Annotated in this window: 18 protein-coding genes, 5 tRNA genes and 1 pseudogene; 15 read left to right on the forward strand and 9 right to left on the reverse strand. The window is 38.4% G+C overall.

The genetic code is table 11. The features are described 5' to 3' along the window. The first annotated feature begins 27 nt into the window (after window positions 1-27). Window positions 28-867: a helix-turn-helix domain-containing protein gene (locus SKA34_RS05755; protein WP_006644559.1), complete on the forward strand. Its 840-nt coding sequence runs from the start codon at window positions 28-30 to the stop codon at window positions 865-867. A 27-nt stretch (window positions 868-894) separates the two neighbouring features. Here SKA34_RS05755 and SKA34_RS05760 read toward each other — a convergent pair whose 3' ends face one another. The 4 genes from SKA34_RS05760 to celB are packed head-to-tail and all read right to left on the reverse strand — an operon-like array spanning window position 895 to window position 3826. Then, a complete protein-coding gene (locus SKA34_RS05760) occupies window positions 895-1212 on the reverse strand; it encodes a PTS lactose/cellobiose transporter subunit IIA (RefSeq protein WP_006644560.1) in 318 nt (105 codons plus the stop codon). A gap of 4 nt (window positions 1213-1216) precedes the next feature. Next, window positions 1217-1522: a PTS sugar transporter subunit IIB gene (locus SKA34_RS05765; protein WP_006644561.1), complete on the reverse strand. Its 306-nt coding sequence runs from the start codon at window positions 1520-1522 to the stop codon at window positions 1217-1219. Window positions 1523-1537: 15 nt separating this feature from the next. After that, window positions 1538-2500 carry a N(4)-(beta-N-acetylglucosaminyl)-L-asparaginase gene (locus tag SKA34_RS05770; protein ID WP_006644562.1) on the reverse strand — a complete coding sequence of 321 codons (963 nt, stop codon included), beginning with the start codon at window positions 2498-2500 and terminating at the stop codon, window positions 1538-1540. A gap of 3 nt (window positions 2501-2503) precedes the next feature. Further along, on the reverse strand, window positions 2504-3826 hold the full coding sequence (gene celB / locus SKA34_RS05775; RefSeq protein WP_006644563.1) for a PTS cellobiose transporter subunit IIC: 1323 nt from the start codon (window positions 3824-3826) through the stop codon (window positions 2504-2506). A gap of 625 nt (window positions 3827-4451) precedes the next feature. On the opposite strand from celB, the gene SKA34_RS05780 reads away from it, so the two are divergent. Both SKA34_RS05780 and SKA34_RS05790 read left to right on the forward strand, forming a co-directional pair. Continuing rightward, window positions 4452-5279, forward strand: coding sequence for a DMT family transporter (locus SKA34_RS05780; protein WP_006644564.1), 828 nt, complete (start codon window positions 4452-4454; stop codon window positions 5277-5279). 67 nt (window positions 5280-5346) lie between these two features. Continuing rightward, a protein-coding gene (locus SKA34_RS05790; RefSeq protein WP_086004105.1) for an IS3 family transposase occupies window positions 5347-6524 on the forward strand; the annotation gives its coding sequence in 2 pieces (ribosomal slippage) (window positions 5347-5605 and window positions 5605-6524; 1179 coding nt in all). A 208-nt stretch (window positions 6525-6732) separates the two neighbouring features. Here the strand turns inward: SKA34_RS05790 and SKA34_RS05795 are convergent. Continuing rightward, the gene (locus SKA34_RS05795; protein ID WP_006644565.1) at window positions 6733-8034 is read right to left on the reverse strand and encodes an amino acid permease; all 1302 of its coding nucleotides are present in this window, start codon (window positions 8032-8034) and stop codon (window positions 6733-6735) included. Between the two features lie 1155 nt (window positions 8035-9189). Here SKA34_RS05795 and SKA34_RS05800 point away from each other — a divergent pair. From SKA34_RS05800 to SKA34_RS05815, 4 genes and pseudogenes are all read left to right on the forward strand, one after another. Further along, the gene (locus SKA34_RS05800; RefSeq protein WP_039859737.1) at window positions 9190-10644 is read left to right on the forward strand and encodes a peptide MFS transporter; all 1455 of its coding nucleotides are present in this window, start codon (window positions 9190-9192) and stop codon (window positions 10642-10644) included. 360 nt (window positions 10645-11004) lie between these two features. Continuing rightward, window positions 11005-12372: an NCS2 family permease gene (locus SKA34_RS05805; protein ID WP_006644568.1), complete on the forward strand. Its 1368-nt coding sequence runs from the start codon at window positions 11005-11007 to the stop codon at window positions 12370-12372. Between the two features lie 149 nt (window positions 12373-12521). Continuing rightward, window positions 12522-13607: pseudogene (locus SKA34_RS05810) on the forward strand (linear amide C-N hydrolase). A gap of 452 nt (window positions 13608-14059) precedes the next feature. Next, window positions 14060-14245, forward strand: coding sequence for a hypothetical protein (locus tag SKA34_RS05815; protein WP_006644571.1), 186 nt, complete (start codon window positions 14060-14062; stop codon window positions 14243-14245). Window positions 14246-14372: 127 nt separating this feature from the next. Here the strand turns inward: SKA34_RS05815 and SKA34_RS05820 are convergent, their stop codons facing one another. Next, window positions 14373-14615 (reverse strand): Rho-binding antiterminator, encoded by a 243-nt coding sequence (locus tag SKA34_RS05820; protein WP_006644572.1) that lies wholly within the window; start codon window positions 14613-14615, stop codon window positions 14373-14375. Window positions 14616-15466: 851 nt separating this feature from the next. Here SKA34_RS05820 and SKA34_RS05825 point away from each other — a divergent pair. Further along, window positions 15467-17101, forward strand: a complete 1635-nt coding sequence (locus SKA34_RS05825; RefSeq protein ID WP_006644573.1) for a chitinase — start codon at window positions 15467-15469, stop codon at window positions 17099-17101. Between the two features lie 165 nt (window positions 17102-17266). Here the strand turns inward: SKA34_RS05825 and SKA34_RS05830 are convergent, their stop codons facing one another. Together SKA34_RS05830 and SKA34_RS05835 are read right to left on the reverse strand one after the other, a co-directional pair. Continuing rightward, a complete protein-coding gene (locus tag SKA34_RS05830) occupies window positions 17267-17785 on the reverse strand; it encodes a hypothetical protein (protein WP_006644574.1) in 519 nt (172 codons plus the stop codon). A gap of 5 nt (window positions 17786-17790) precedes the next feature. Further along, window positions 17791-19938, reverse strand: coding sequence for an LruC domain-containing protein (locus tag SKA34_RS05835; protein ID WP_006644575.1), 2148 nt, complete (start codon window positions 19936-19938; stop codon window positions 17791-17793). Window positions 19939-20278: 340 nt separating this feature from the next. On the opposite strand from SKA34_RS05835, the gene SKA34_RS05840 reads away from it, so the two are divergent. The 5 genes from SKA34_RS05840 (at window position 20279) to SKA34_RS05860 (ending at window position 20761) form a co-directional block, all read left to right on the forward strand. Continuing rightward, window positions 20279-20369, forward strand: a tRNA-Ser gene (locus tag SKA34_RS05840). 46 nt (window positions 20370-20415) lie between these two features. Continuing rightward, window positions 20416-20491: transfer RNA gene (locus SKA34_RS05845), tRNA-Thr, on the forward strand. A 9-nt stretch (window positions 20492-20500) separates the two neighbouring features. Further along, window positions 20501-20585 (forward strand) — tRNA-Tyr (locus tag SKA34_RS05850). 19 nt (window positions 20586-20604) lie between these two features. Beyond that, window positions 20605-20679, forward strand: a tRNA-Gly gene (locus SKA34_RS05855). A gap of 6 nt (window positions 20680-20685) precedes the next feature. Then, window positions 20686-20761: transfer RNA gene (locus tag SKA34_RS05860), tRNA-Asn, on the forward strand. Window positions 20762-20917: 156 nt separating this feature from the next. Here the strand turns inward: SKA34_RS05860 and SKA34_RS05865 are convergent. Next, window positions 20918-21133, reverse strand: a complete 216-nt coding sequence (locus SKA34_RS05865) for a helix-turn-helix transcriptional regulator (RefSeq protein ID WP_005366791.1) — start codon at window positions 21131-21133, stop codon at window positions 20918-20920. A gap of 133 nt (window positions 21134-21266) precedes the next feature. Between SKA34_RS05865 and SKA34_RS05870 the strand changes: the two genes are divergently transcribed. Continuing rightward, a complete protein-coding gene (locus tag SKA34_RS05870) occupies window positions 21267-21479 on the forward strand; it encodes a hypothetical protein (protein WP_005366793.1) in 213 nt (70 codons plus the stop codon). A gap of 9 nt (window positions 21480-21488) precedes the next feature. Next, window positions 21489-22664 carry a site-specific integrase gene (locus SKA34_RS05875; RefSeq protein WP_006644577.1) on the forward strand — a complete coding sequence of 392 codons (1176 nt, stop codon included), beginning with the start codon at window positions 21489-21491 and terminating at the stop codon, window positions 22662-22664. Window position 22665: the final 1 nt, after the last annotated feature.

Here is a 22665-nt window from a genome sequence, read left to right on the forward strand (position 1 = left end):
TAATAAAATTAGAGAGTGTTATTTTTTATGGAAATAAAACTACATTCAAATGCAAATACAACACCTAGAACAAGGAAATATATAAAAACATCAACAAAATCTGATTCTGAGTTGGCGAAAGAATTAGGTATTTCTATTGATACGGTAAGGAAATGGCGAAGAAGAGATAGCGTGATTGATAAGTCACATCGTCCAAATGTTATCCATCGACGATTAAATGCCGAACAAGAGTGGATTATTCTTTATCTTAGAAAAAGGTTAATGCTTTCTTTAGATGAGTTGCTTGATGTTGGCTGTGAGTTAATCAATAAAGATTTATCAAGATCATCCTTAAGTCGTTGTTTAAAAAAGAATAATGTACCAAGGGTTATCAAGAGTGATATTTCTAAATTGGGAGAGGTCATTGTTGATATCGTTCAAGTACCATCAGAGATATATGCCAAAAATGCTTACTTAATTGTGTTCACTGAAGTTTATACATCTTATATTATTTTTGCTTTGATCAATAATTTTAATAATGATTCAAAGAAAAAGTTAATATCATTTTTAACTGAATCTCTACCTTATGATATAAATAAAGTAATAATTAAAAAAAATGAAGATGTAGAGTCTTTGTTGAAGATGATGAATATTGAATATGATATTTGTGATGATGAATTAATGTATTTTAATTCAGGTGAGATCTCTTTTGATTTTAAAAAAGATATTTCAGATATTATATCTGGTGTTGCTTTTGATGAAAGGTTAGGGCTTCCATCTATATTACTATCTTATGAAGATATTCTTAATAAGAGAATTATAAGAAAAAGATTAAAAAACTTAACGCCGAATGGATATTTTATAATGAGTAACGATGAAAAAAAATAAGGGAGAATACTCTCCCTTATTTTAATTTTACTGAGATACTGTTTTTCTTAAATCAATTATCTCAGTGGCTAGATCCATCATTAAGACAGCATTCATTAGGTGGTCTTGTGCATGAACCATAACGATATGCACTGGTAACTTTCCTTCACCCTCATCATATTCAATGAGTTTTGTTTGAATTTGATGTGCTTCTTTTAACGATAGACTTGCATTTTTAACAAGAGAATCGGCTTCATCAAAATTGCCATTTTTAGCTTCTCGAATGGCTGTCATTAACATACTTCTAGTCTGACCGGCTTGAACTATCAGACTCATTACAAATTCTTCGTATTGATCTTTATTCATAATATTAAACCGCTAGTTCAAGTGCTTGAGATAAGATTTTCTTACCATCTGTCATGCCATAATCCATCATGTTGATCAGCGCAACAGGCTTTTGATGAGCATCAGCAATTACTTTGAAATCCGTTAATTTATAACTAATTTGTGGCGCAATAAGAAAACAATCGAATTCATTGATATTGTCTTCAAAATCTTGTGAGCCTTTTGCTTCAATCAAAGTATCAATTGATTGTTCTGTTGCCGCTTCTTGCATACGCTTTACTACTAAGCTTGTAGACATACCCATATCACAAATAAGTAAGATTTTTTTCATTGTCATAATCCTTGTTTAAATAATTGGAGCGGTAATGCGCGCTTGATAAGCGTCTAACCATTCTTTTGTCGCGACTTGGTATGAGGTTTTTTTACCATCGCGCTGACATACGTAAATTGTCGCTGGGTGTTTTGATGTGGCTACTGAAAATGAAAAGTTATCGATATTCGTTGCGGCACCAAAGTCGCCATTTTTATCAATACAAACCACAGAAAGATCGCCGGCCTTGCCATATTGTTTGATTAATTTTTCTTCAAGATCATTTACTGTTGAATCAGCGGCTTCTTGAGGCGTCATTCCCTCACCCATTCGGCGGATAATTTCATAGCTGATGCAACCTTTCATTAAGTCTTCACCTAACCCTGTGGCCGTTGCGGCGCCAATATCACTATCGGCATAAAAGCCTGAACCTGATACAGGAGAGTCACCCACACGACCAGGTCGTTTCATAAAGAGTCCACTGGTGGATGTGCCAACACAAATATCGCCATTGGTATCGAGTGCAGCTACGCCGACTGTGTCATGACCTGTGTAGGGAGATAGACCGCGAAAAATGGTTTCACGGCAACGCTTGGTGTAGTGCTGATTTGCTCGCTCTGTGAGCATTTTCTTCTGCTCAAAACCTTGGTCATGAGCCCATTTCTCAGCACCAGCACCAACCATAAAGCTATTAAAGCGCTCTTGACTCAGCTTTTCAGCAACCTCAATTGGATTAGCAATATCTTTAATACTTGCAACAGCACCGAGCGCCATTGTTGTGCCATGCATAAATGCAGCATCAAGTTCAACGACGCCATCTTCATTAGGTAAGCCGCCATAACCGACACTTTTGTAAAAAGGATAATCTTCGACCATTTTTACTGATGTTATTACAGCTTCACTGGCTGGATGTTGGTTCTGAAGCTGAGTTGCACCTTCTGAGATCCCATCAAAAGCCATACGCCATGTTGCAATAATACCCCATGTGTTCTTTTCCATTATTTAAGCCTTAATTGGTTGTTGTTCTTTGATCTGTGATGCATCATCTTGAGTTTTCTCTTCACTTGCTCGGTATTGCTTATCGAGAACTCGTAAAAACGGTAAGTAGATGACAGCACCGATAGCGAGGTTAATAATTTGCATAATTGCGCCTGAAATACTGGCAGTAACAATAAAACCAGACAGTATTGGCGGAAGAGTCCAAGGTATAAATGCGCCAGTAGTGGTTGAAACTAACCCTGTAGACATCGCAACATATTGAATAGTAACGAGCACTAATGGCACTAAGTTAAAAGGAATCAACATAATAGGGTTCATGATAATAGGTAAACCAAATAGCACAGGTTCATTGATATTAAAGATGGAAGAGCCTGCGGCTAATTTACCGACTTTTTTGATATGCTGAGAGCGAGAGAATAAAAGTACTGCAATAATTAAAGACAGTGTTGCACCTGCACCACCCATCCAAATTAAGTCAAAAAATTGTTCAGTTACGACATGTGGGGGGGTGATACCTTGTGCTACTGCGAGTAAGTTATCTTGTTGGTTTTCAGCCCACACTGGACGCATAATACCGTTGACCATCGAACCACTATTGATCCCTACAGACCATAAAATAGTGATGGTGATAGAGGTGAGCAAGGCACCAAAATAAGATGTGCCAAACGAGCGAACTGGTGTGGCAAGCACATCATAAATAAATTGGTGGATAGTTTCATAAGAAGTGCTTGCAAAAGCCAATCTGATTGCAAGGGCTAAACATAAAACAACTGTTGCAGGAATGAGTGCCGCGAATGACTTTTCGACTGCTGGGGGCACGCCGTTTGGCATTTTTATCGTAATATTATGCTGAATGAACCAACGAAATACTTCAGTCCAAAGCAGCGCGCCAATCATAGCAACAAACAATCCGCGCGAACCTAGCCAATCTGTTGGGATAACTGTTCCAACTTCTTCAATTTGAGCAAAAGGGGTTAATACAAGAAAGGCTGATAATGATAAAATTCCGGCTGAAATTTTATCGATTTTATAACGCTCAGCTAATCGATAAGCGACCATAAAAGAAATAAATAATGACATGCCAGAAAAAATGACGGAGAACGGAATTTCAATATTTGTGCCCCAGTTAGGTCCAAATATTGATGCCATAAATTCCTTATAAGCCGCATTTGGAAATGAGCTGATCACAAGTAAAATTGAGCCAACAATAATAAAAGGCATGAACGATATATAAGCATTCCTTATTGCACCTAGATGGCGTTGTTGTGCCACTTTTCCTGCGATAGGCATGAGTCTGCTTTCTATAAATCGCATTAACTTTTCCATTTGCTACTCCATAAGTAATCTTGTGGGACTTTTTTAGTTCTCCATTATTAAATACCCATATTTACTTAAATATTTAGCTCAACATCACATTGATATAAATTTAGTCTCATATGATTGCTTAAATTCATTAAGCTGTGATCTTTATTCAAACAATATTTGAAAGTAACAACCTTTATTGCAAATTATTACCATGTGGAATGAATGCTGGAGCTATATATTCCATATGAGCGGGTAATGATGTGTCTAGCGAAATGAGGATGTCTTAGTTATATAACTAAACTTTTTAAAAAAGGAATAAAGGGTTGTCCCTTATTTATTGCAGGATCTTCGGGGTTTTGAGGTCTGTATTGTGATAAGCGCTATCTTAAATTTTAATGGCCCAGCTTAAATAGTTGAGCTTTTTGTCCTGAAAAATTAAGACACAATGTATTTATTCAGCTAATTCAGCATGTTCGTTTTTTGTCGTATTTTTGTGAGCAATATTTGATTTATGAATATGTCCGACAATCGATTTAGGATGTCCGACTGGAGATATATGTATCTTAAAAGACGTGACAGAATAGCAGCATTAATGATTCAGATACGGATTTAGTTATCTGATCAAGTTCTTCATATAAGGCAGACAATGTTCTATTTATTCCCCTTAATTACAGTTGCAATATGGGCAGGGAATGCCATTGTCAACAAGATGGCATTCAGTGTCATTGATCCTGGTGCGATATCTTTTTATCGCTGGTTCTTCGCATTAGTTATGCTAACTCCTTTTGTTGCTAAATCTGTTTGGCGTGATCGTGCGATAATTAAACCTTACCTTACTAAGCTGGCTTTTCTCGGCTTACTTGGCATGGTTTTAAACCAATCATTAGGCTATTTTGCTGCGGCAACCACAACGGCGACTAACATCGCCTTGATTATTTCACTCGTGCCGTTGATCAGTATGTTTTTAAGTGTACCGATCCTTGGTCAGCGTTTATCACCATTTGCGTTAATTGGTGCGGTATTATCCCTTAGTGGGTTGGTATTAATGCTAAGCCATGGTGATGTAAAAATCTTGATTTCACAGGGGATCAAGCAAGGTGATATGTTGATGTTGATTGCTGCAGTAGTTTATGCACTTTACTGTGTGCTGCTAAAACGCTGGAAAATGCCATTTTCAACATGGAAGTCTGTTTACGTTCAATGCTTGTTTGCCGTTATTATGTTAACGCCATTGTTGTTAATGAGCCATCGTATGGCGATCACCGCGTCTTCTGTACCTTTGATTGCGTATGCTGCATTGTTAGCTTCTGTGATTGCGCCTTGGTTATGGATGTTATCGATTGAGCGTTTAGGTGCTGATCGTACTGCAATGTTTATGAACTTATTGCCGATCATGGCGGCTGGTATCGCTAGTGTGATGCTTAATGAGCACTTAGAAGCTTACCATTACATCGGTGGCATCATGGTTCTGTAGTGGCATAGTGAATTTGGTCACTTAGTTAGAGGTGATATCATCACTTCATACGTTAACAGGTGACACTATGACAAATCGTACAAGACGACTATTCAGCGCAGAATTCAAGCTCGAGGCTTCACAGTTAGTGATTGATCAAAATTACTCAGTGGCAGAAGCCGCCCAAGCCATGAATGTGGGTAAATCCACGATGGATAAATGGGTTCGTCAGCTTAAACAAGAACGACAAGGCAAAACGCCAAAAGCTTCGCCTATGACCCCTGAGCAAATAGAAATTCGGGAATTAAAAAAGAAGTTAGCTCGTCTTGAAGAGCATAATGAAATATTAAAAAAAGCCACGGCTCTGTTGATGTCGGACTCACTGAACAATTCTTGATGATCAAGAAACTCAAGCAGAGCTATAGCGTAAAAACATTATGCGAAGTCTTCAATGTTCATCGAAGTAGTTATAACTATTGGCTAAAGCGTCCAACAGCGATTAGGGCGGAAACAGTCAAACTTCGCAGCTTAGTTAGTGAGGCCCACGCAGCAAGCAACGCCTCTGCGGGAGCGAGGACTATTGCAGATATAGTCACAAATCAGGGTTTAAAACTGAGCCGATACCGAGCAACAAAACTCATGAGAGAGCTTGGTTTAGTCAGTTGCCAACAGCCAAAGCATCGATACAGAAAGGCTTCTCAAGAACATGTTGAGGTTCCAAATCACTTGGGCCGACAGTTTGCTGTTACCGCCCCAAATGAAGTTTGGGTTGGTGATGTTACGTATATTTGGACAGGAAATCGCTGGATGTATTTAGCGGTTGTTATTGATCTTTTTGCCCGCAAAGTGATTGGTTGGTCGATGTCTTTATCACCTGATTCCAGTCTGACAGGCAAAGCTCTTTCAATGGCTTATGAGTCGCGTGGTAAGCCGAAAGGCGTCATGTTCCACAGCGATCAAGGTAGCCACTATACAAGTCGAAAGTACCGTCAATTACTGTGGCGTTTTAAGATAAAACAGAGTTTATCTCGCCGAGGAAATTGCTGGGATAATGCACCAATGGAGCGTTTCTTTAGAAGCTTAAAGACCGAATGGGTGCCAACAGTGGGTTATCGTAGTTTTGCTGAAGCTCAACAAGAGATCATCCGCTACATTATCGGGTATTACTGTCAACTCAGGCCGCATCAATATAATGGCGGCCTAACTCCCAACGAATCAGAACGATTATATTGGGAAAACTCTAAAACCGTGGCCAATTTTAGTTGACCACTACAGTCTTACAGGCGTCGCACTTGCACAAAAACGTATAAAAGCGAAGAAACAAGCTGTTGCGATGACAACTGCATAATTCGACCTCTTTGCAATAGAAACGCCGTTACTTCCATCCTCTTTCAATCAGAAAGAATAAGAAGTAACGGCGTTTTTTATGTTTTAACAAAGAGTGATTATTGAATTAAATAAAAGCAAGCAGTGGTTAGATGCATAACAAGATGCCTGTGATAATAATAAGGTAAGTTGCGGTACCTTTATATTTATTCAGCACTGGAACTTTGTAGACTAAATAAGCTGGAATTAAACAACCTACGATACCGAAGATTGGTGAGCAGATAGATGTAAACGATAAAATCGGTAGGTTTAATGCAACGGCTGCCCATGCAATTACGATGATAAAAACGGTGATCAGCTTATTCACTACATCGTTATTGATCTGCTCTGGTTTATATTTACGTTCTAAAATATTCATGGTCAGTCCGCGACATGCTTCTTTAAATGCTAAGAACACACCAAAAAATGATGTCACAACGGCAAAAATATTGATCACAATACCGACTATAGTTGCCCAACTACCAGGGAAGTAATGCGCAATCATAGCAAGGGCTGAAATGTTTTCTTCCATTGCATGTCGTGCTTCAGACTGGCTAATCGCAAAGGTGAATGAAACGGCAAAGAAAAAGACCACGACAAACAAAATGCTAAAGGCTATTTTCATCGCGCGTGAAGCTTTATAACGTGCCACTTCAATCGACTTTTCATGAGAGCGGTAAGAGATCACCATTGGGCTCAGTGATTGAATAAATAAGATTGATGTCAGGGTAAAAGGCAGTGTGATGATTGCATTTTTTAGCGTTACTTCCCAATCACCAACAGCAGTAATATTGCTAAAGTTCCATTGTGGGATAAGAAGAACACCCATAACAGCAACCAAAGTAATGACAGTAACCGCCATAACTCCAGAGATTTTAAACAGAAACTTTTCACTTTTTGAGCCGATATAACTCAACAAGCAGATTAATGCTAAGCCATAGAAAATATTATGGTTTAAGTGCCCACTGGTCACCCCAAAAGTATGTAGGTATGAGGCACTGTCATTAGTGATTGCGAGGGAGTAAACCAATACCCAAATGATTAACATAATAAAGTATAGAATACCGAGTGCAATCCCCCAGTTTTTACCTAAATAACCGCTGATGACGCCTGGATAATCGGTACATTTTTTTGATTCAGCAAGGGTATTGATAAACAGTTTCTGAAACAAATACATTGCAGGGTAGCCAATGACCGATGAGAGTAAAAAGACCCATAACCCCATGACGCCAACTTGTACTGGGAGAAAAACAATCCCCGCGCCAATGGCCATACCAATACTCATGACAATCCAACCGATATCAACACTGTCGAATTTTGTTGCAGCTTTCCATTGTTGAGGTGTCATGTTTGCTTGTTGGTATAGGGGAGTACTGGTGCTTGAAAGGGCGGTATCAATATCAGGTTTCATTATATATTCCAGCTTCTTATCGTAGTTATGCTGACAGCGAATAGCTGGATTATGGATCTAGTCATATATTTGCTAAATAACTAAAAGGTATAACATATAAGCTAAAGAAGCATAAAAAATGTAATTAGGTGCTTTTAATGATTGTTTTATTTTTAGAGGTGACTGAAGAGGACTGAATGCTCTTTTTAATTAGAAAAAAGTAAATTCATTCAAGAGGCGAAAAACCTCATTTTAGAAGATGAAAGATCTGAGGTTGCTGATTTCGATTATTTATTAATCATGGTACCAATGGGATCAAAATCGGGATGGGTAGTGATGCGATCTATTTGTTGGTTTTGCTCTATCGCAGTTACTGAGCCTTTATCATAGTTAGCAACTGACAGCCGCCTAGAAGTAATTTCTCTTTAATTATGTATGTAGATGCATTCATCGATGAAATGATTGCTTAACTTTGGCTAACTGTTGCTCTTATGGTTTGACCAACATCGGAAGCCAAATGGACGTAAGGTAAAGCAAAAAACGAGATATGTAATTGTGTGGCAGTTTATTGAATTCGCAGCATCAGTTTGCATTGTAGATAAATGTGGGTGATGCCGAAATGGAGCCAAATATATATTCAAAGTGATATTGCCTTCGAGTCGTTCCCGTTCTCGCAAGATAATTATATTTTTAAGATTGCTCTGTCGTACTTCGATATATTTGAATCAGCACTAAGCCAGGCCTCAAATATGAATATTTACCGTAATTCTATGCACCCAAAAAAAGCATTATAAATGGAAAGTTAGATCTCGATAATGGTTTGCTCTTGGTTTCTATTCATTAAATAATGTTATTTCGTATGATACATATCATAACATGGCTAATTAGTGAATATTTAATGACTAGTTATGCTGTAGGTTACAATATTTGTTTTTAGTTTTTCTCTTGGCATTTATACAAAATAAAGTATTCTTTATGTGAATTTTTATTCACTATTGGTTGATTTTTATTCCTTGCTTAAACAGGAAGATATCACCAGGTGATTTAAAGTTAACAGCAGCTGTTGCTGCTTTTTTTTCGTGAGTTAGCTAAAAGAAAGATAAAAATTATCTACCTCTTTTCACTATGTTAGTTCGCTGTGGCAGAAAAATATAATTAATTCAGGAAAGGAAAAATATGAGCAATATTTCTCATCCTAGGGGTCTACTTTACGTAATCAGTGTACAGGCTTGGGAGTATTTCAGTTATTACGGCATGCGTGCCTTACTGATTCTATATTTAACAAAGCAGCTACTTTTTTCTGATGCACACGCCTACGCACTTTACGGTGCTTATACATCGCTTGTTTATGTGACGCCAATCATTGGTGGGTATATTGCAGATAGATACTTAGGAAACTTTTGGTCTGTGGCAATAGGCTCTTTGCTGATGGTTGCAGGTCACACCGTATTATCCTTTCCTACTTCAGGGCACTCTACTTTATATATAGCTCTTGCTCTAATTATTGTTGGATATGGTTTCTTCAAGACCAACTCTAGCTGTTTGCTGGGTGAGCTTTACCATGATCGTGAATCAATCCGAGATTCCGGTTTCTCTTTATCTTATGTTGGTGCCAACCTTGGTGCTTTTATTGCTCCGATTGCTACGGGTTATTTTGCTGAAACTTATGGTTGGCATATTGGTTTTGGTATTGCGGGCTTGGGTATGTTTGCTGGCCTTATAGTATTTCTTTCTGGTCGCAATGCCTTTAAAGATGTAGCTGGTCTTAAAAAAGAAGCACTGTCGGCTAAAACCGCAGGCATTTCGAACTCAATGTTGTTAGTTGTCGGTGTGATATTGAGTGTTGCATTCTTTGCAGTCATCCTTGCGCAGCTTTGGGCTGGCTTTGTTCTCATTGTGATCGGTATTGTCTCGCTATTTTTAATGGGCCGTATTTATGCTAGTAGCGATGCTCAGGGTAAGAAAAATATATGGGCAATAGTATTGTTCATGTTGTTTGGTACGTTATTTTGGGCATTTGACCAGCAAGGTGGTAGCTCTATTACCTTATTTATTGAACGCAACGTAAATAAAGATCTGTTTGGCTTCAATATTCCTACTAGTTTCTATCAATCAATAAATCCATTTGCCGTTATCGTTGGTGGGGCATTGGTTGCTTGGGCGTGGAAATTACTGGCACGATTTAATATACAGCCCAAAACGTTGTCTAAGTTAGGTATTGGCTTCTTATTCCTGACTGCGGGTTTTCTCTTGATCAATATTTCGTCTAAGCTCGCAATGCATTCTGGTCACACTTCAATGCTATGGGTAACAGTTGGTCTAGGTCTGATTGGTTTAGCTGAAATGTTTATCGATCCAGTTGCGTTGGCGGCAATCACTCGTTTGAACCCTGCAAACTCAACAGGTACTCTTGCGGGTATTTACATGTTGGTATCAGGCTCTATCGCTAACTATGTAGCAGCTTGGATAGCAACGGCAACATCGGTGACAATGGCAGACGGTAAGGTGCAAAGCCTGACTCAGGCGGCGAGCAGCTACCATGATGTATTCCACACTATTTTCTTGATTGCACTATCAGCCTTCATTTGTTTGATTATATTAAAGATGTTTACTAAGAAACTGCTGCCATAATACGCGTAGGTTTCAGCAAAAGTATTCGGGGCGATTTGTTCGCCCTTATTTTCATTTAGACCTTTCAATCGTTATATGTTGGTTTTCAGATTGTTAGACTGATGGTTTAAACATGCCAATGGCTGCAATGATCACTCTTTTCTTGCAATAAATGTAATAAAACGCAATTTTAAATGATAAATGTGATTTATTTATAGCGCGACACACCTATTTATAGGTATGATCGCCGCGGAAGAAATAAAAGGCTGATGTCTACATCAGCCTTTTATTTTCCAAAAAAAGAAAACGTTTGCGTACGTTGGTTACGCGCAATTTCAACTGTAAAAAAGCATCGTAATATTGATCAAATAGGAATTTACCATGTCTGCTGACAGTACAAGTCAACGCCCTTCTCATTCTGAACCTCAAAGTAAATTGGATCGTTACTTTGAAATTTCTGCTCGTGGTAGCAATGTTAAACAGGAAGTGATTGCAGGTTTAACTACATTTTTAGCGATGGTTTACTCCGTTATTGTAGTTCCAAACATGTTAGGAGCTGCTGGCTTTAATCAAGGTGCAGTGTTCATTGCAACCTGTTTAGTTGCTGCATTTGGCTCGTTACTTATGGGATTATGGGCACGTTTGCCTATGGCAATTGGTTGTGCTATCTCACTGACTGCATTTACTGCATTTAGTTTAGTGTTAGGGCAAGGTGTCAGCGTACCAGTTGCTCTTGGCGCTGTATTCTTGATGGGTGTTGTGTTTACTTTGATCACTGTTACAGGTGTACGTAGCTGGATCATGAAAAACATGCCAACAGGTATTGCTCACGGTACGGGGATTGGTATTGGTCTATTTCTACTTTTGATTGCCGCTAATGGTGTTGGTCTTGTGATCAAAAACCCAGCAGAGGGTTTACCTGTTGCGTTTGGTGACTTTACTGCTTTTCCTGTTGTTATGTCTATTTTAGGTCTAGCTGCCATTTTAGGTTTAGAAAAGCGCCGCGTTCCTGGTGGCATTTTATTAGTGATTATTGCCATCTCTATTATTGGTCTTATCTTTGATCCAAAAGTGACGTTCCATGGCATCTTCGCATTGCCGACATTTGGTCATGAAGGCGAATCATTATTAGGCTCAATGGATATTATGGGCGCCCTAAACCCTGTTATTTTGCCTACAGTATTAGCACTTGTGATGACTGCGATTTTTGATGCAACAGGTACTATTCGTGCTGTTGCTGGTCAAGCAAACCTGCTTAACAAACGTGGTCATATTATTAATGGTGGCAAGGCTCTAACTGCCGATTCAGTTAGTAGTATTTTCGCAGGCTTTGTCGGTGGCTCTCCAGCTGCGGTATACATTGAATCAGCAGCGGGTACAGCTGCGGGTGGTAAGACGGGTCTAACAGCGACTACGGTAGGTGTATTGTTCATCTTCATGTTGTTCTTGGCTCCGCTTAGCTACCTTGTCCCTTCTTACGCAACAGCTCCTGCACTGATGTACGTAGGTCTATTAATGCTAAGTAACGTTAGTAAGCTTGATATGGAAGACTCTGTCGATGCACTATCAGGTCTTCTGTGTGCTGTGTTTATCGTACTGACCTGTAATATTGTAACGGGTATCATGTTAGGTTTTACTTCACTGGTTGTTGGACGTGTAATGTCAGGAGAAGTGAAAAAACTTAATATCGGTACAGTAGTGATTGCTATTGCACTGGTTGTGTTTTATGCCGGCGGTTGGGCGATTTAAAAAATAGCTCATAAAATTTAGCGAATTAAAAGCCCACTTCTAGAAGTGGGTTTTTTTATACATGAAGACATATAAAACGTTGTTTTTATTTTCCACAATGGACTATTATCAAAGATTAATTATATGCGTTTACATTCGCAGGCATATTTATGAAAAAAACGTTATTAACATTGCTTTTGGCGTCATGTTTTAGTTCTGCTGCAAGTGCTTGTACTGGAATTACACTGGGCACAACAGACAATGATCATATTCAAGCTCGTACCATTGAGTGGGGTCATAGCGATTTAAACAGTAAGTTAATTGTTTCTCCTCGTAATTACAGCTATACCTCGACAATGCCAGATCAAAAGCAAGGTCTAACTTGGAAGAGTAAATATGGCTTTACTGGGATCTCTGTTAGTGATGATCGTTTTATTGCTGAAGGTATTAACGAAAAAGGCTTAACGGCCGGTTTATTCTATTTCCGTGGTTATGGCTAACTTGCGAAATATGATCCAAAAAATACCGTGAATAACATCACTGATATGGACTTTGTACGTTGGATGTTAAGCCAATATTCAACGGTTGCAGAAGTTGAAGCTGCGTTAAGTAAAATCAAGATTGTAACGGTTTACTTTGATTCGGAAGGTAACCCATCCCCAACGGCGCACTGGCGTGTATCGGACAAGCAAGGTAATAGTATCGTGATTGAAATAATGGATCACGGTAAGATCAATATTCATAAGAACACGGCAAAAGTGCTAACTAATTCGCCAGATTACAATTGGCAGGTGACGAACTTAAATAACTATATCAACCTTCACCCTGGTATCAGTGCGCCACAAAAGATCAATGGGGTAGAAGCTAAATCGTTTGGTGTTGGCTCTAACTTTGTGGGTTTACCGGGTGATATTTCTCCGCCGTCACGTTTTGTTCGCGCTGCATTCTATGTCAATAGCGCACCTGTATTTAAGACGTCGCAAGAAGCAGTATCACAAGCTTTCCATATTTTGAATAACTTCGATATTCCAATTGGCAGTGAGTTTAACGATAAGTCACATATCCCTGATTTACCGAGTGCGACTCAGTGGACATCAGTTATTGATCAAGGCAATGGTGAACTGTTCTACAAAACTATGCATGACAGTACTATTCGTCGTGTAGAGTTATCTAAATTAGATTTCAATGCGAAGACTGAACACAAGCAACCACTTGATAATGGTAAGTTTACTACTCAAGATGTTGTGATTAAATAATCATAAATAGCTTCTAGATATTTACGAGGGCAACAGCATGTTGCCCTTTTTTTATGTTTTATTATGTCAAAAATGAATGTGGGAATGATCATTTTTGCAATCTTGAATTCTATTCATAAATGGTAATTATTTATTCACCACTATTATTGCGTATGATGTACCTTTTATAGGTTGTTGTGATATTTCATAGTATGTATATTTCATATATACCATTGTTTTTATTGCGTTAATTTTATTTTCATATAGGAGGTGGTTGGTTCGCGTATTTATTCCCCTAAGATAAAAACAGAAAAAGGTAAAATTTTTTTGAATGTACCATTTATGAATAACTAACGTTGCATTTTTGTTGTAATGACAATTAATCAAAACGAGGTAAATTAAAGAGACTAACAGAGGAACCGCGAAGTGTTTCGGTAGGATTGTTTAAAATATTCATTTGAGGTGCATTGATTATGAAAGTTGTAGTAGAGATTTTAGAAGCAGGTAAATACCGAGATGTTGCTTGGGAAGGTCAATTTGTATCAGCGAAAGGTGAGTTACGCGCTGTTACACCTTCATATGCAGCACAGTTGATTAAGCAATCTAAAGCGACGTTATACACAGATGCTAAGGGTGAAATGGCGTTTACTTATAAATAACTTAAATATGTTTAAATGGTATATTTAAGTTTTTTGGTTAATAAAAAGGTGACTTACTATTCAAGTCACCTTTTTGTTTTTCACTCGCGTAGATGACTAAAAAACAATCACTATTTACAATGTAAATTTAAAAATTAACCGTCTCAAAATGCGGATTCGCGGTGAGTGCCTGCATAGAGGCGAGATGATCGAGTACGATTCTTGAAACGGTATTATTAATTTTCAATTCAATACATTCTTCTCTATGCGCGTTATAACAAGTATCTTGGGCGATCCCTGAAATTCTCTCTCCATTTCTATACGTTAAACTCACATCAAGGTGGAGCATACAGGCTATCTCAATATAGTCATGTTGATGACAACTTATCATTATTACTGCTCCTTAATTTAAAGCTCACTTCCATTTTAGATTACTCTCAGCGTTATAAGAATTCAAAATATATACCTTAATAATCTCAATATGTTTGGTTTAGAAAAGGCATGTGATAGATGATGAGAAATATTTATTTTTATAACTGAAGTAAAGTTAGCTTAACCTTTCAACTAGTGTCACTAGTTTTATTCCAGCGTTAAGGAACGTTGATATAGCGCACTATACAACGTGTAACTATGTTTCAACGTGATTTATAATAAAATACGAAATTATATATTTAAGGTGTTTGATATTATAGTTGTATCATTTACAACGCTAAAGCTTCTGCTTAAAAATATTATTAATATTTTTGTTATTTAACTCTATTTTAGCGTGATATTTATTTCTTATTATTAACTTTATCATATCCTAAATATATTGATCATAATGATCTGCAACTCAATTCATCTTTGTTTATTGCCATCTACGTCTTAAATGAATAATATAAAAACAATACTTTTCAATACGTTATTTTTTTCATTGATGATTTTAAGTATTTTTAATAAAAGAATCTTAAATAAGTTTTGCTAGCCTTCATTATTATGTTTTCAAATTTTGTGTACAGTGTGACAGCCAAAGATATTAATTGAATCAATTCATTACAGTGTACATAAAAATAAGTTATGTAACACGGTTTTAACATTTGGACGTTGCCGTTATTAAGTAATTATTTGTAAATGTACTGATAGCTAAGATGAGTTTTGAATATTAAAAATTATTAGCGTCACATTAAATAGCACTGTTTGGTGAGTATGCCGACTTATTTTAGCTCTGAAAGATAGATAATTCGTACTGAAAAGGAATTTATAATGGCGAAAATAAGTCAATTAGCATTACTGATTGCTGGTTTATCCGCGACAAGCAGTTATGCGATGAATCCACAGCCTGATCCCGAAAATCCAGGTGGCTACATAATTGAACGAGCAGAAATAACAGCCGCGGAAGATGCAAAGATGTTAGATCCAATGTATGACGTATGGGCTAAAGCACTCGAAACACGCCCAAATACAGAGGTTGAAGCGATCTACCCTGATGCTGCAAGCAACCCTGACAACGTAAAACGTGTTGAACGAGTATTTCCTGAAACCGAGTGGAATTTCTTGACACAAATGGCGGCTCCTGAATACACCTATACTCGTTTTCTCCGCGCAATTGGTAAGTTTCCTGCTTTCTGTGGCGACTATACCGACGGACGTAATGCTGATGAGATCTGTAAAACGTCTATCGTGACGGCATTCGCTCATTTCTCACAAGAAACGGGCGGACATATCAGTATCGATAATTATTCAGATAATCCACTGGCATTAGATGAATGGCAACAAGCATTAGTTCACGTGCGTGAAATGGGCTGGTCTGAAGGGCAAGCGGGTTATACTACAGGCTGTGGGCAAGATGATTGGCAAAATAAACGTTGGCCATGTGCTGACGGCGAAGGTTATTTTGGCCGAGGCGCTAAACAGCTTTCCTACCATTTTAACTATGGTGCCTTCTCTGAAGTGATGTTCGACGGTGATGCAACTGTGTTACTGAATGATCCTGGTTTAGTCGCCGATTCTTGGCTAAACCTCGCTTCTGCAATTTGGTTTTTCTTAACCCCACAAGCCCCTAAACCTGCGATGCTTCATGTTATTGATCGTACATGGAAACCATCACAACGTGAAATTGATGCAGGTATTACATATGGCTTTGGTACCACTATCAATGTGATTAATGGTGGTATCGAATGTGGTGAACAAAACAAAAATAAAGGACAGCCTGTTAACCGTATTCGTTACTGGGAAGGTTTAGCAGAGCATTATGAAATTGCTATTGCAGAAGATGAAAAAAACACCTGCTGGCAGCAAACACCCTATGGTAGTTTAAATCTTAATGGCGCAACCGATGTGTTATACACCAACTGGGATGCAAACTGGAAATATTATTCTGATCGCCCAGGCGGTGTTTCTTTTGAATGTGAATTGGTAGGTTTCCAAACAGCGTATTCAGCTTTAGTTGAAGGTGATTACGAAAAATGTGTCGCTAATGCATATGGCTCTCATGCTAATTGGCCAGCTGTTCGCGTTGTCGATAAATTACCAGATACGGGTAAGCCTATCGATCCTGTAGACCCGCCATTAGATGGTGTGGCTACATGGGAAAGCAATAAAGTTTATACCGGCGGAGATAAAGTCAGTTACCAAGGCGCAGTATATACAGCGAAGTGGTGGACACAAGGTGATAACCCTGCAAGTGGAGGACCTTGGGGGCTAGAAAGTGGTACGCCAGTTACACCTGAGCCTGTTGATCCAGTCGAACCCCCCGTTGATCCGGTAGACCCTGTTACGCCTGTCGAGCCCGTCGATCCAGTGGTTCCTGTAGAACCAGTTGATCCTCCTGCGACAGATACTCCTGCATGGAATGCAGGAGCTGTATATGTTGGTGGTGACAAAGTCAGTTATCAATGAAGTGAATATAAAGCGAAGTGGTGGACTCAAGGTAATAAACCTGATGCTGGAAGCCCTTGGCAAAAATTGTAAATATTAGCCGTTAACGATAGCCCGAAAGATAGAAATAATATCTTTCGGGCTTTTTTATAAGTTGATGCTTTCAATTGGGAAAGCGATCTCTTGTTAGCTAATTATTTGATTATTATTGAGTTCAATAATCTCGATGAGTAATTTATTGATATCCGGCGTAATAAATAACTCACCTTCATAAGTCGCTTCAATAACTGCAGTAGCAATTAGTCTATCTATATGATTAACAATGAAATTACCATCAATGTCTGTACTGTAATCGCGATAGATATTTACGTAGATATTTTCTGAAATGGGATTAGTAATGGTTACAGGGATAGTCGTAATATTTCCAGAAAAAGTAACACTTTTAGCGTCTAATGTTGGAAACTTCTCACTGTTTTGTTTATCAAATATATCGTCATTTACAGTATCAATTTCAACCTCAGCTTCATTGTTGCTATCGTTTACATCATCAGTCTCTTTAACAGGAAAGAAAACAGGAGGTTGTACACTATTTACTGTGTCGTTATCCGTGGCTACGGATTGATTTTCTTCCTCTGATGGACTACTGCTCAAACAGCCCGTGATCATAAAAGTAAAGAGTAACAATATAAATAGAGTCTTATTCATTGGTATTACTCCTCGTCGGTAAGAGAATAAACTTTTGATGCTTCCGATTGACTAAACCACGCTTTATCAACGTCTTCATCATTGCTTATATAGTCTTCAATACCTGGGTAGGCTGATAAAATACTTTTGCCCTCTATCGGGCTTTTCCAGTCTGATGGCACTAAGATAGCAAACGGGATCCCATTTTCATTTTGATAACTATCACAGCTATTCTCGACACCACAATTAATAGTCGGATTACTTGAACGGTCATCTTCACTTGTAAATAAATTCTGATCGGCTTTTATCGTCGGTGAAAAATTCTTTAAATGGATCTCTAATCCACGAGAGGGGGGAGAGTCAAAACCATGATTATCATTAGGAGTGGCAAAAATAAATGGATTTAGATAAGGGTGAAGGTGCTCTGGGTAAGTGATCGGTGTGTTAAAGCTAACTTTCATTGACGCGGTAACACGTTCATTCATATCTAGCTCACAGTTTGGATCGACCCGCAAAAAGCCATTATCACAATCAGAACTAAAATACTGTTTAAGGGAGCTGGTAAAAATTAAAACTGCGTCATCTTCTGGATTTTCTGGCATTTCCAAGACGCTATCATGATGCTGATTATTAATAATAATAAAGCTTTTTGCCGTATCTATACTGGAAGATGGAATGCCATCAAGTTTAATGCCAAAGCCATTGTTATAACCGCCGCCATAAGATTGTAATTCAATATCGATCGTGAGTTTTGAAAGCTTACCAGTCACCGTTTCCTGAATATGACCAACGCGGTATTTTAATACGACATCGTTAAAGTCATAGTCGTCTTGAAAAGGCCAACGGTCTTCAAATGCAAGTGTTGCAAAACCACCTTGAGAGGGAAACCATAAGTAACTTTCTTGTGTATCAAAGCTAGTAACACTCAAAGGGTAGTCTTCTACTTCACCAATTCCACCTTCTCCAGCTGGTGATGTATTTAATTGTTCATTAATTCTAAATCGTGACCAGATAGCATCAGAAATACTCGCATCCATAGGAACATCAATAGTCAATGTGTGATTCCCTTCATTTAGGGGGATATTATCGAGTACCTTTTCATCGCCACTATCAAAATAACCATCATTATTCCAATCAACCCAACCTGATAAATGACCAGTAGCAAAGCCACCGACTTGAGCATTGAGAAATGCAGTTGAGCCTTGGTTGAGTGTTGCGGTAGTAAAAGTTATTCCTTGATCATCGTTCCCTGTTTCGTTGTCATCGAAGAGTGGAAAGTGCTGAGCGAGTAGATCTTCATCCGGCTCTAAACCAAGGAATAAACGTGACGATACTCTATGGCGTGCACCGTTTGATAAAAGCGAGGTGCCATATGAATTTGGCGCGTCACCAAAATCATAACCCTTTAGTGTTAATGGCGCCTGATTACAGCGAGCAATATCTGAGGTATTAGCGACGTTGTCAAAATTAGACAGGGCGCTATAGCTAACGTCTTCCATTGAACTTGATGGCGACAGGCTATAAAAGAAAAGCGCTTCACCACTCAATGAATCGATAACGAAAAACATTCCATCAGCATCAAAGAATTGGTTACTAAAGTCACGTACCCCTTTTAAACCTGATGAGACAGATAAAGCAAGATGGTTTTCTTCCAATGTACCTGAGAGATCGAAGCGATGGATATTCTTACTATTACCAAGCGCATATAAGGTGCCAGTAGGGTGAATCGCAAGATCGGAAAGATTATAAGATGCATGTTCGGCTTTTAATATTTGTTCCGCTGTTTTTATTGCTAAATCAACCGCCCAGATCCCTTCACTTTTGGCATATAAGTATAACTTATCATTATGAACATCCCCTGCCGTGAAGTTATGTTCAGGCAGATTTTCTATCTCTATTTCTTCACTTGCAAAGGTGTTATGAATTCTAACGACGTTATTATTTTGGAGGCCATAAATGTAGTTATCAGTGTCATTGAAGCCAACGGCATCATAAGTACCGGTAATACTTCCTTGATGGTTGGTTCGCCCGTCAACATTTATCAATGTCACATTCTCGGACTGATGAAAGAGATAACCAATATGCGGGCAGGTTGAAAACGGTTTAGCGTTTACCATATCTACATAAAAGATTAATAAGAGAAAGGCAGACAGAGCAAAAATTTGAGACTTCATCGTTACCTCTCAGGTTTTTAGTGCAAATAATATAGTGCTTAAATATTCATCAATATTGATGCCAACCTTTATTGTGCTATATAACAATGACTTAAGTTTCGAGGTGTTTTTTAACTTCAAGTTTTTGCAAAAGGCTATGGATAATAAAAAAGTACATATCTCAAAGTGAAAAAGTAATAAAAGTACATAGAACCAATTAAGGCTATGAGATAAAAGCAATAAGATTGTTTCTTTTTTGAGTAATGGTTGCATATTTGGTTGAAAAGTAACTACTTGAACAATTTTCGTTTTTTTTTCCTTTACAGCAGCAGCTTAGCTCGATATTATTCACCGCACTTACGGAGAGATGGCTGAGTGGTTGAAAGCACCGGTCTTGAAAACCGGCATACGTTTATAGCGTATCTAGGGTTCAAATCCCTATCTCTCCGCCATATTTAATTGTTAAGCTTTGGCTTGATGATAAAACGAAATTTTAGTGCCGACTTAGCTCAGTAGGTAGAGCAACTGACTTGTAATCAGTAGGTCACCAGTTCGACTCCGGTAGTCGGCACCATTAAATTTCGGTGGGGTTCCCGAGTGGCCAAAGGGAGCAGATTGTAAATCTGCCGGCACTGCCTTCGAAGGTTCGAATCCTTCCCCCACCACCATAATTTGCAGAGATGCTTAGCAGGCATCGTATAATGGCTATTACATCAGCCTTCCAAGCTGATGATGCGGGTTCGATTCCCGCTGCCTGCTCCAAACAATTCCTCCTTAGTTCAGTCGGTAGAACGGCGGACTGTTAATCCGTATGTCGCTGGTTCAAGTCCAGCAGGAGGAGCCAAATAAAAAAGCCCGCAAGCAATTGCGGGCTTTTTTACGTCTGTAAAAAATCACTTAAAAAATGCTCGGTGACCAAACGGTGACCAAATCAGTGACCACCATTTTTCGTAGGCTTTAATCATTTTCTCATCGGTTAGCACTTTCGTTATTAGATAATCTAATTAGTTTCACTGTCTTTCTGGATTTCAAACAACTCACCTACCGTAATATCTAAGTAATCGCAAAGCTGCTCAATGACTTCTAGATCAACTCGTGTCGCTGTTTCGTTATATAAACGTGTAATTGTGCCTCTATTTATTCCCGTATCTCTTGATATATCAGAAATTTTTAATCTTTTTTCGCCCATTAGCTTAGATAAATGGCACTTCAGCATGCTCTTCTCCTGATAAAAATGGTCTCCTGTAGGTTAAAAATGGTTGCAATAGGTCAATATTGTGTTACATTTTGTTCTGTAGGAGAGCATTTAAGCTTTTTGTAAATCAAATCGAGTTATAGGAGATTGTACGATGGACAATACCTATCTTACAACAGCAGAGCTAGCAGCTCGTATCAAATATGATGAGCGTGTCATTCGTGAACGATTAAAAGATTCCGTTTTATTTGAAGGCGTGCACTACATTCGCCCATTTGGGGGGCGAAAGATTTTATTTATTTGGGAACGTGTAGAAGAAGAAATGTTGATTGGCGTTTCTATTGAATCATTATTAACGGGTAAATAGGGTGAGCTTATGGCATCAATAAACACTCGTAATGGTAAATTAGTTATTGATTTTAGATATCGAGGTCAGCGTTGTCGAGAGCAAACCCAGTTGGCGGATACCCCGCATAATAGAAAGCGACTCACTTTACTCGCTAACAAAATAGAAGCTGAGATCACTCTTGGTTGCTTTGAGTATCAAAAGTATTTTTCTCAAAGTAAGTTGTGTGAAAAATTTAGAGCAATGGAGCATAGAGAAAGAGCATCCTCCCAATATCATAACGCACCGTATAGTCCTAACTTGGCTGAGTTTGCTGATATCTGGTTAGCTGAAAAAAAGATTGAATGGTCAAAAGGGCATTATATTGATGTCTCTGGGGTTATTGAAAAATACTTACTACCCGCCTTTGGAAATCATAAGATTAACTCTATTACCAAACAGAAGATTCTGAAGTTTCGCTCTATTTTATCTCAAGTTCCAGGACGAAAGGGCGAATACCTAAGCTCTTCAAGAATCAATCACATTATGACGCCATTGCGTCAGTTATTGAATGAAGCCGCAGATCGGTATGACTTTAATTCACCATGGAAAAATATTAAAGCGTTAAAAGTTAGTCGAACGGTCATTGATCCTTTTCATCTTGATGAAGTAGAGAGCTTTTTAAATGCCGTTCCAGATGCTTATAAAACTTACTATACCACTCGCTTTTTTACAGGGATGAGAACGGGAGAAATTGACGGACTACAGTGGAAAGATATCGATTTAGTAAATAAAACGATCAAAGTAAAACAAGCACTTTCTCGTAACGAACTAAAAGAGTTGAAAACTGAAAGTTCATACCGAGATATTGATTTAATTGACCGTGTTATTGATGTTCTACAAAAGCATAAGAGGAGTAAATACACAACTTCTACTTTCGTGTTTATAAACAGCAAAGGTAAACCATTTTGTTATCCTGTCGTGTCTCGAACTATTTGGTATCCCACGCTTGATGCTGCAGGTCTCCGTCACCGTAATCCTTATCAAACCAGGCACACCTATGCGACGTTATTGCTTGCATCAGGTGAATCTCCAGAGTGGATAGCAAAGCAGATGGGGCACAGTACAACCACCATGTTATTTCGTGTTTATTCTCGCTTTGTGCCCAACCTTACACGCCGTGATGGTAGTGCTTTTGAAAAATTTCTCAATAATGGGGGACGTTAGT

The organism is Photobacterium sp. SKA34 (assembly GCF_000153325.1).
In the GTDB taxonomy this organism is placed as follows: Bacteria; Pseudomonadota; Gammaproteobacteria; order Enterobacterales; family Vibrionaceae; genus Photobacterium.

Excerpts from the sequence above, each read along its gene's own strand:
- SKA34_RS05755 (WP_006644559.1), top strand. The coding sequence starts at position 28 with ATGGAAATAAAACTACATTCAAATGCAAATACAACACCTAGAACAAGG.
- SKA34_RS05760 (WP_006644560.1), bottom strand. The coding sequence starts at position 1,212 with ATGAATAAAGATCAATACGAAGAATTTGTAATGAGTCTGATAGTTCAA.
- SKA34_RS05765 (WP_006644561.1), bottom strand. The coding sequence starts at position 1,522 with ATGAAAAAAATCTTACTTATTTGTGATATGGGTATGTCTACAAGCTTA.
- SKA34_RS05770 (WP_006644562.1), bottom strand. The coding sequence starts at position 2,500 with ATGGAAAAGAACACATGGGGTATTATTGCAACATGGCGTATGGCTTTT.
- celB (WP_006644563.1), bottom strand. The coding sequence starts at position 3,826 with ATGGAAAAGTTAATGCGATTTATAGAAAGCAGACTCATGCCTATCGCA.
- SKA34_RS05780 (WP_006644564.1), top strand. The coding sequence starts at position 4,452 with ATGTTCTATTTATTCCCCTTAATTACAGTTGCAATATGGGCAGGGAAT.
- SKA34_RS05795 (WP_006644565.1), bottom strand. The coding sequence starts at position 8,034 with ATGAAACCTGATATTGATACCGCCCTTTCAAGCACCAGTACTCCCCTA.
- SKA34_RS05800 (WP_039859737.1), top strand. The coding sequence starts at position 9,190 with ATGAGCAATATTTCTCATCCTAGGGGTCTACTTTACGTAATCAGTGTA.
- SKA34_RS05805 (WP_006644568.1), top strand. The coding sequence starts at position 11,005 with ATGTCTGCTGACAGTACAAGTCAACGCCCTTCTCATTCTGAACCTCAA.
- SKA34_RS05815 (WP_006644571.1), top strand. The coding sequence starts at position 14,060 with ATGAAAGTTGTAGTAGAGATTTTAGAAGCAGGTAAATACCGAGATGTT.
- SKA34_RS05820 (WP_006644572.1), bottom strand. The coding sequence starts at position 14,615 with ATGATAAGTTGTCATCAACATGACTATATTGAGATAGCCTGTATGCTC.
- SKA34_RS05825 (WP_006644573.1), top strand. The coding sequence starts at position 15,467 with ATGGCGAAAATAAGTCAATTAGCATTACTGATTGCTGGTTTATCCGCG.
- SKA34_RS05830 (WP_006644574.1), bottom strand. The coding sequence starts at position 17,785 with ATGAATAAGACTCTATTTATATTGTTACTCTTTACTTTTATGATCACG.
- SKA34_RS05835 (WP_006644575.1), bottom strand. The coding sequence starts at position 19,938 with ATGAAGTCTCAAATTTTTGCTCTGTCTGCCTTTCTCTTATTAATCTTT.
- SKA34_RS05865 (WP_005366791.1), bottom strand. The coding sequence starts at position 21,133 with ATGCTGAAGTGCCATTTATCTAAGCTAATGGGCGAAAAAAGATTAAAA.
- SKA34_RS05870 (WP_005366793.1), top strand. The coding sequence starts at position 21,267 with ATGGACAATACCTATCTTACAACAGCAGAGCTAGCAGCTCGTATCAAA.
- SKA34_RS05875 (WP_006644577.1), top strand. The coding sequence starts at position 21,489 with ATGGCATCAATAAACACTCGTAATGGTAAATTAGTTATTGATTTTAGA.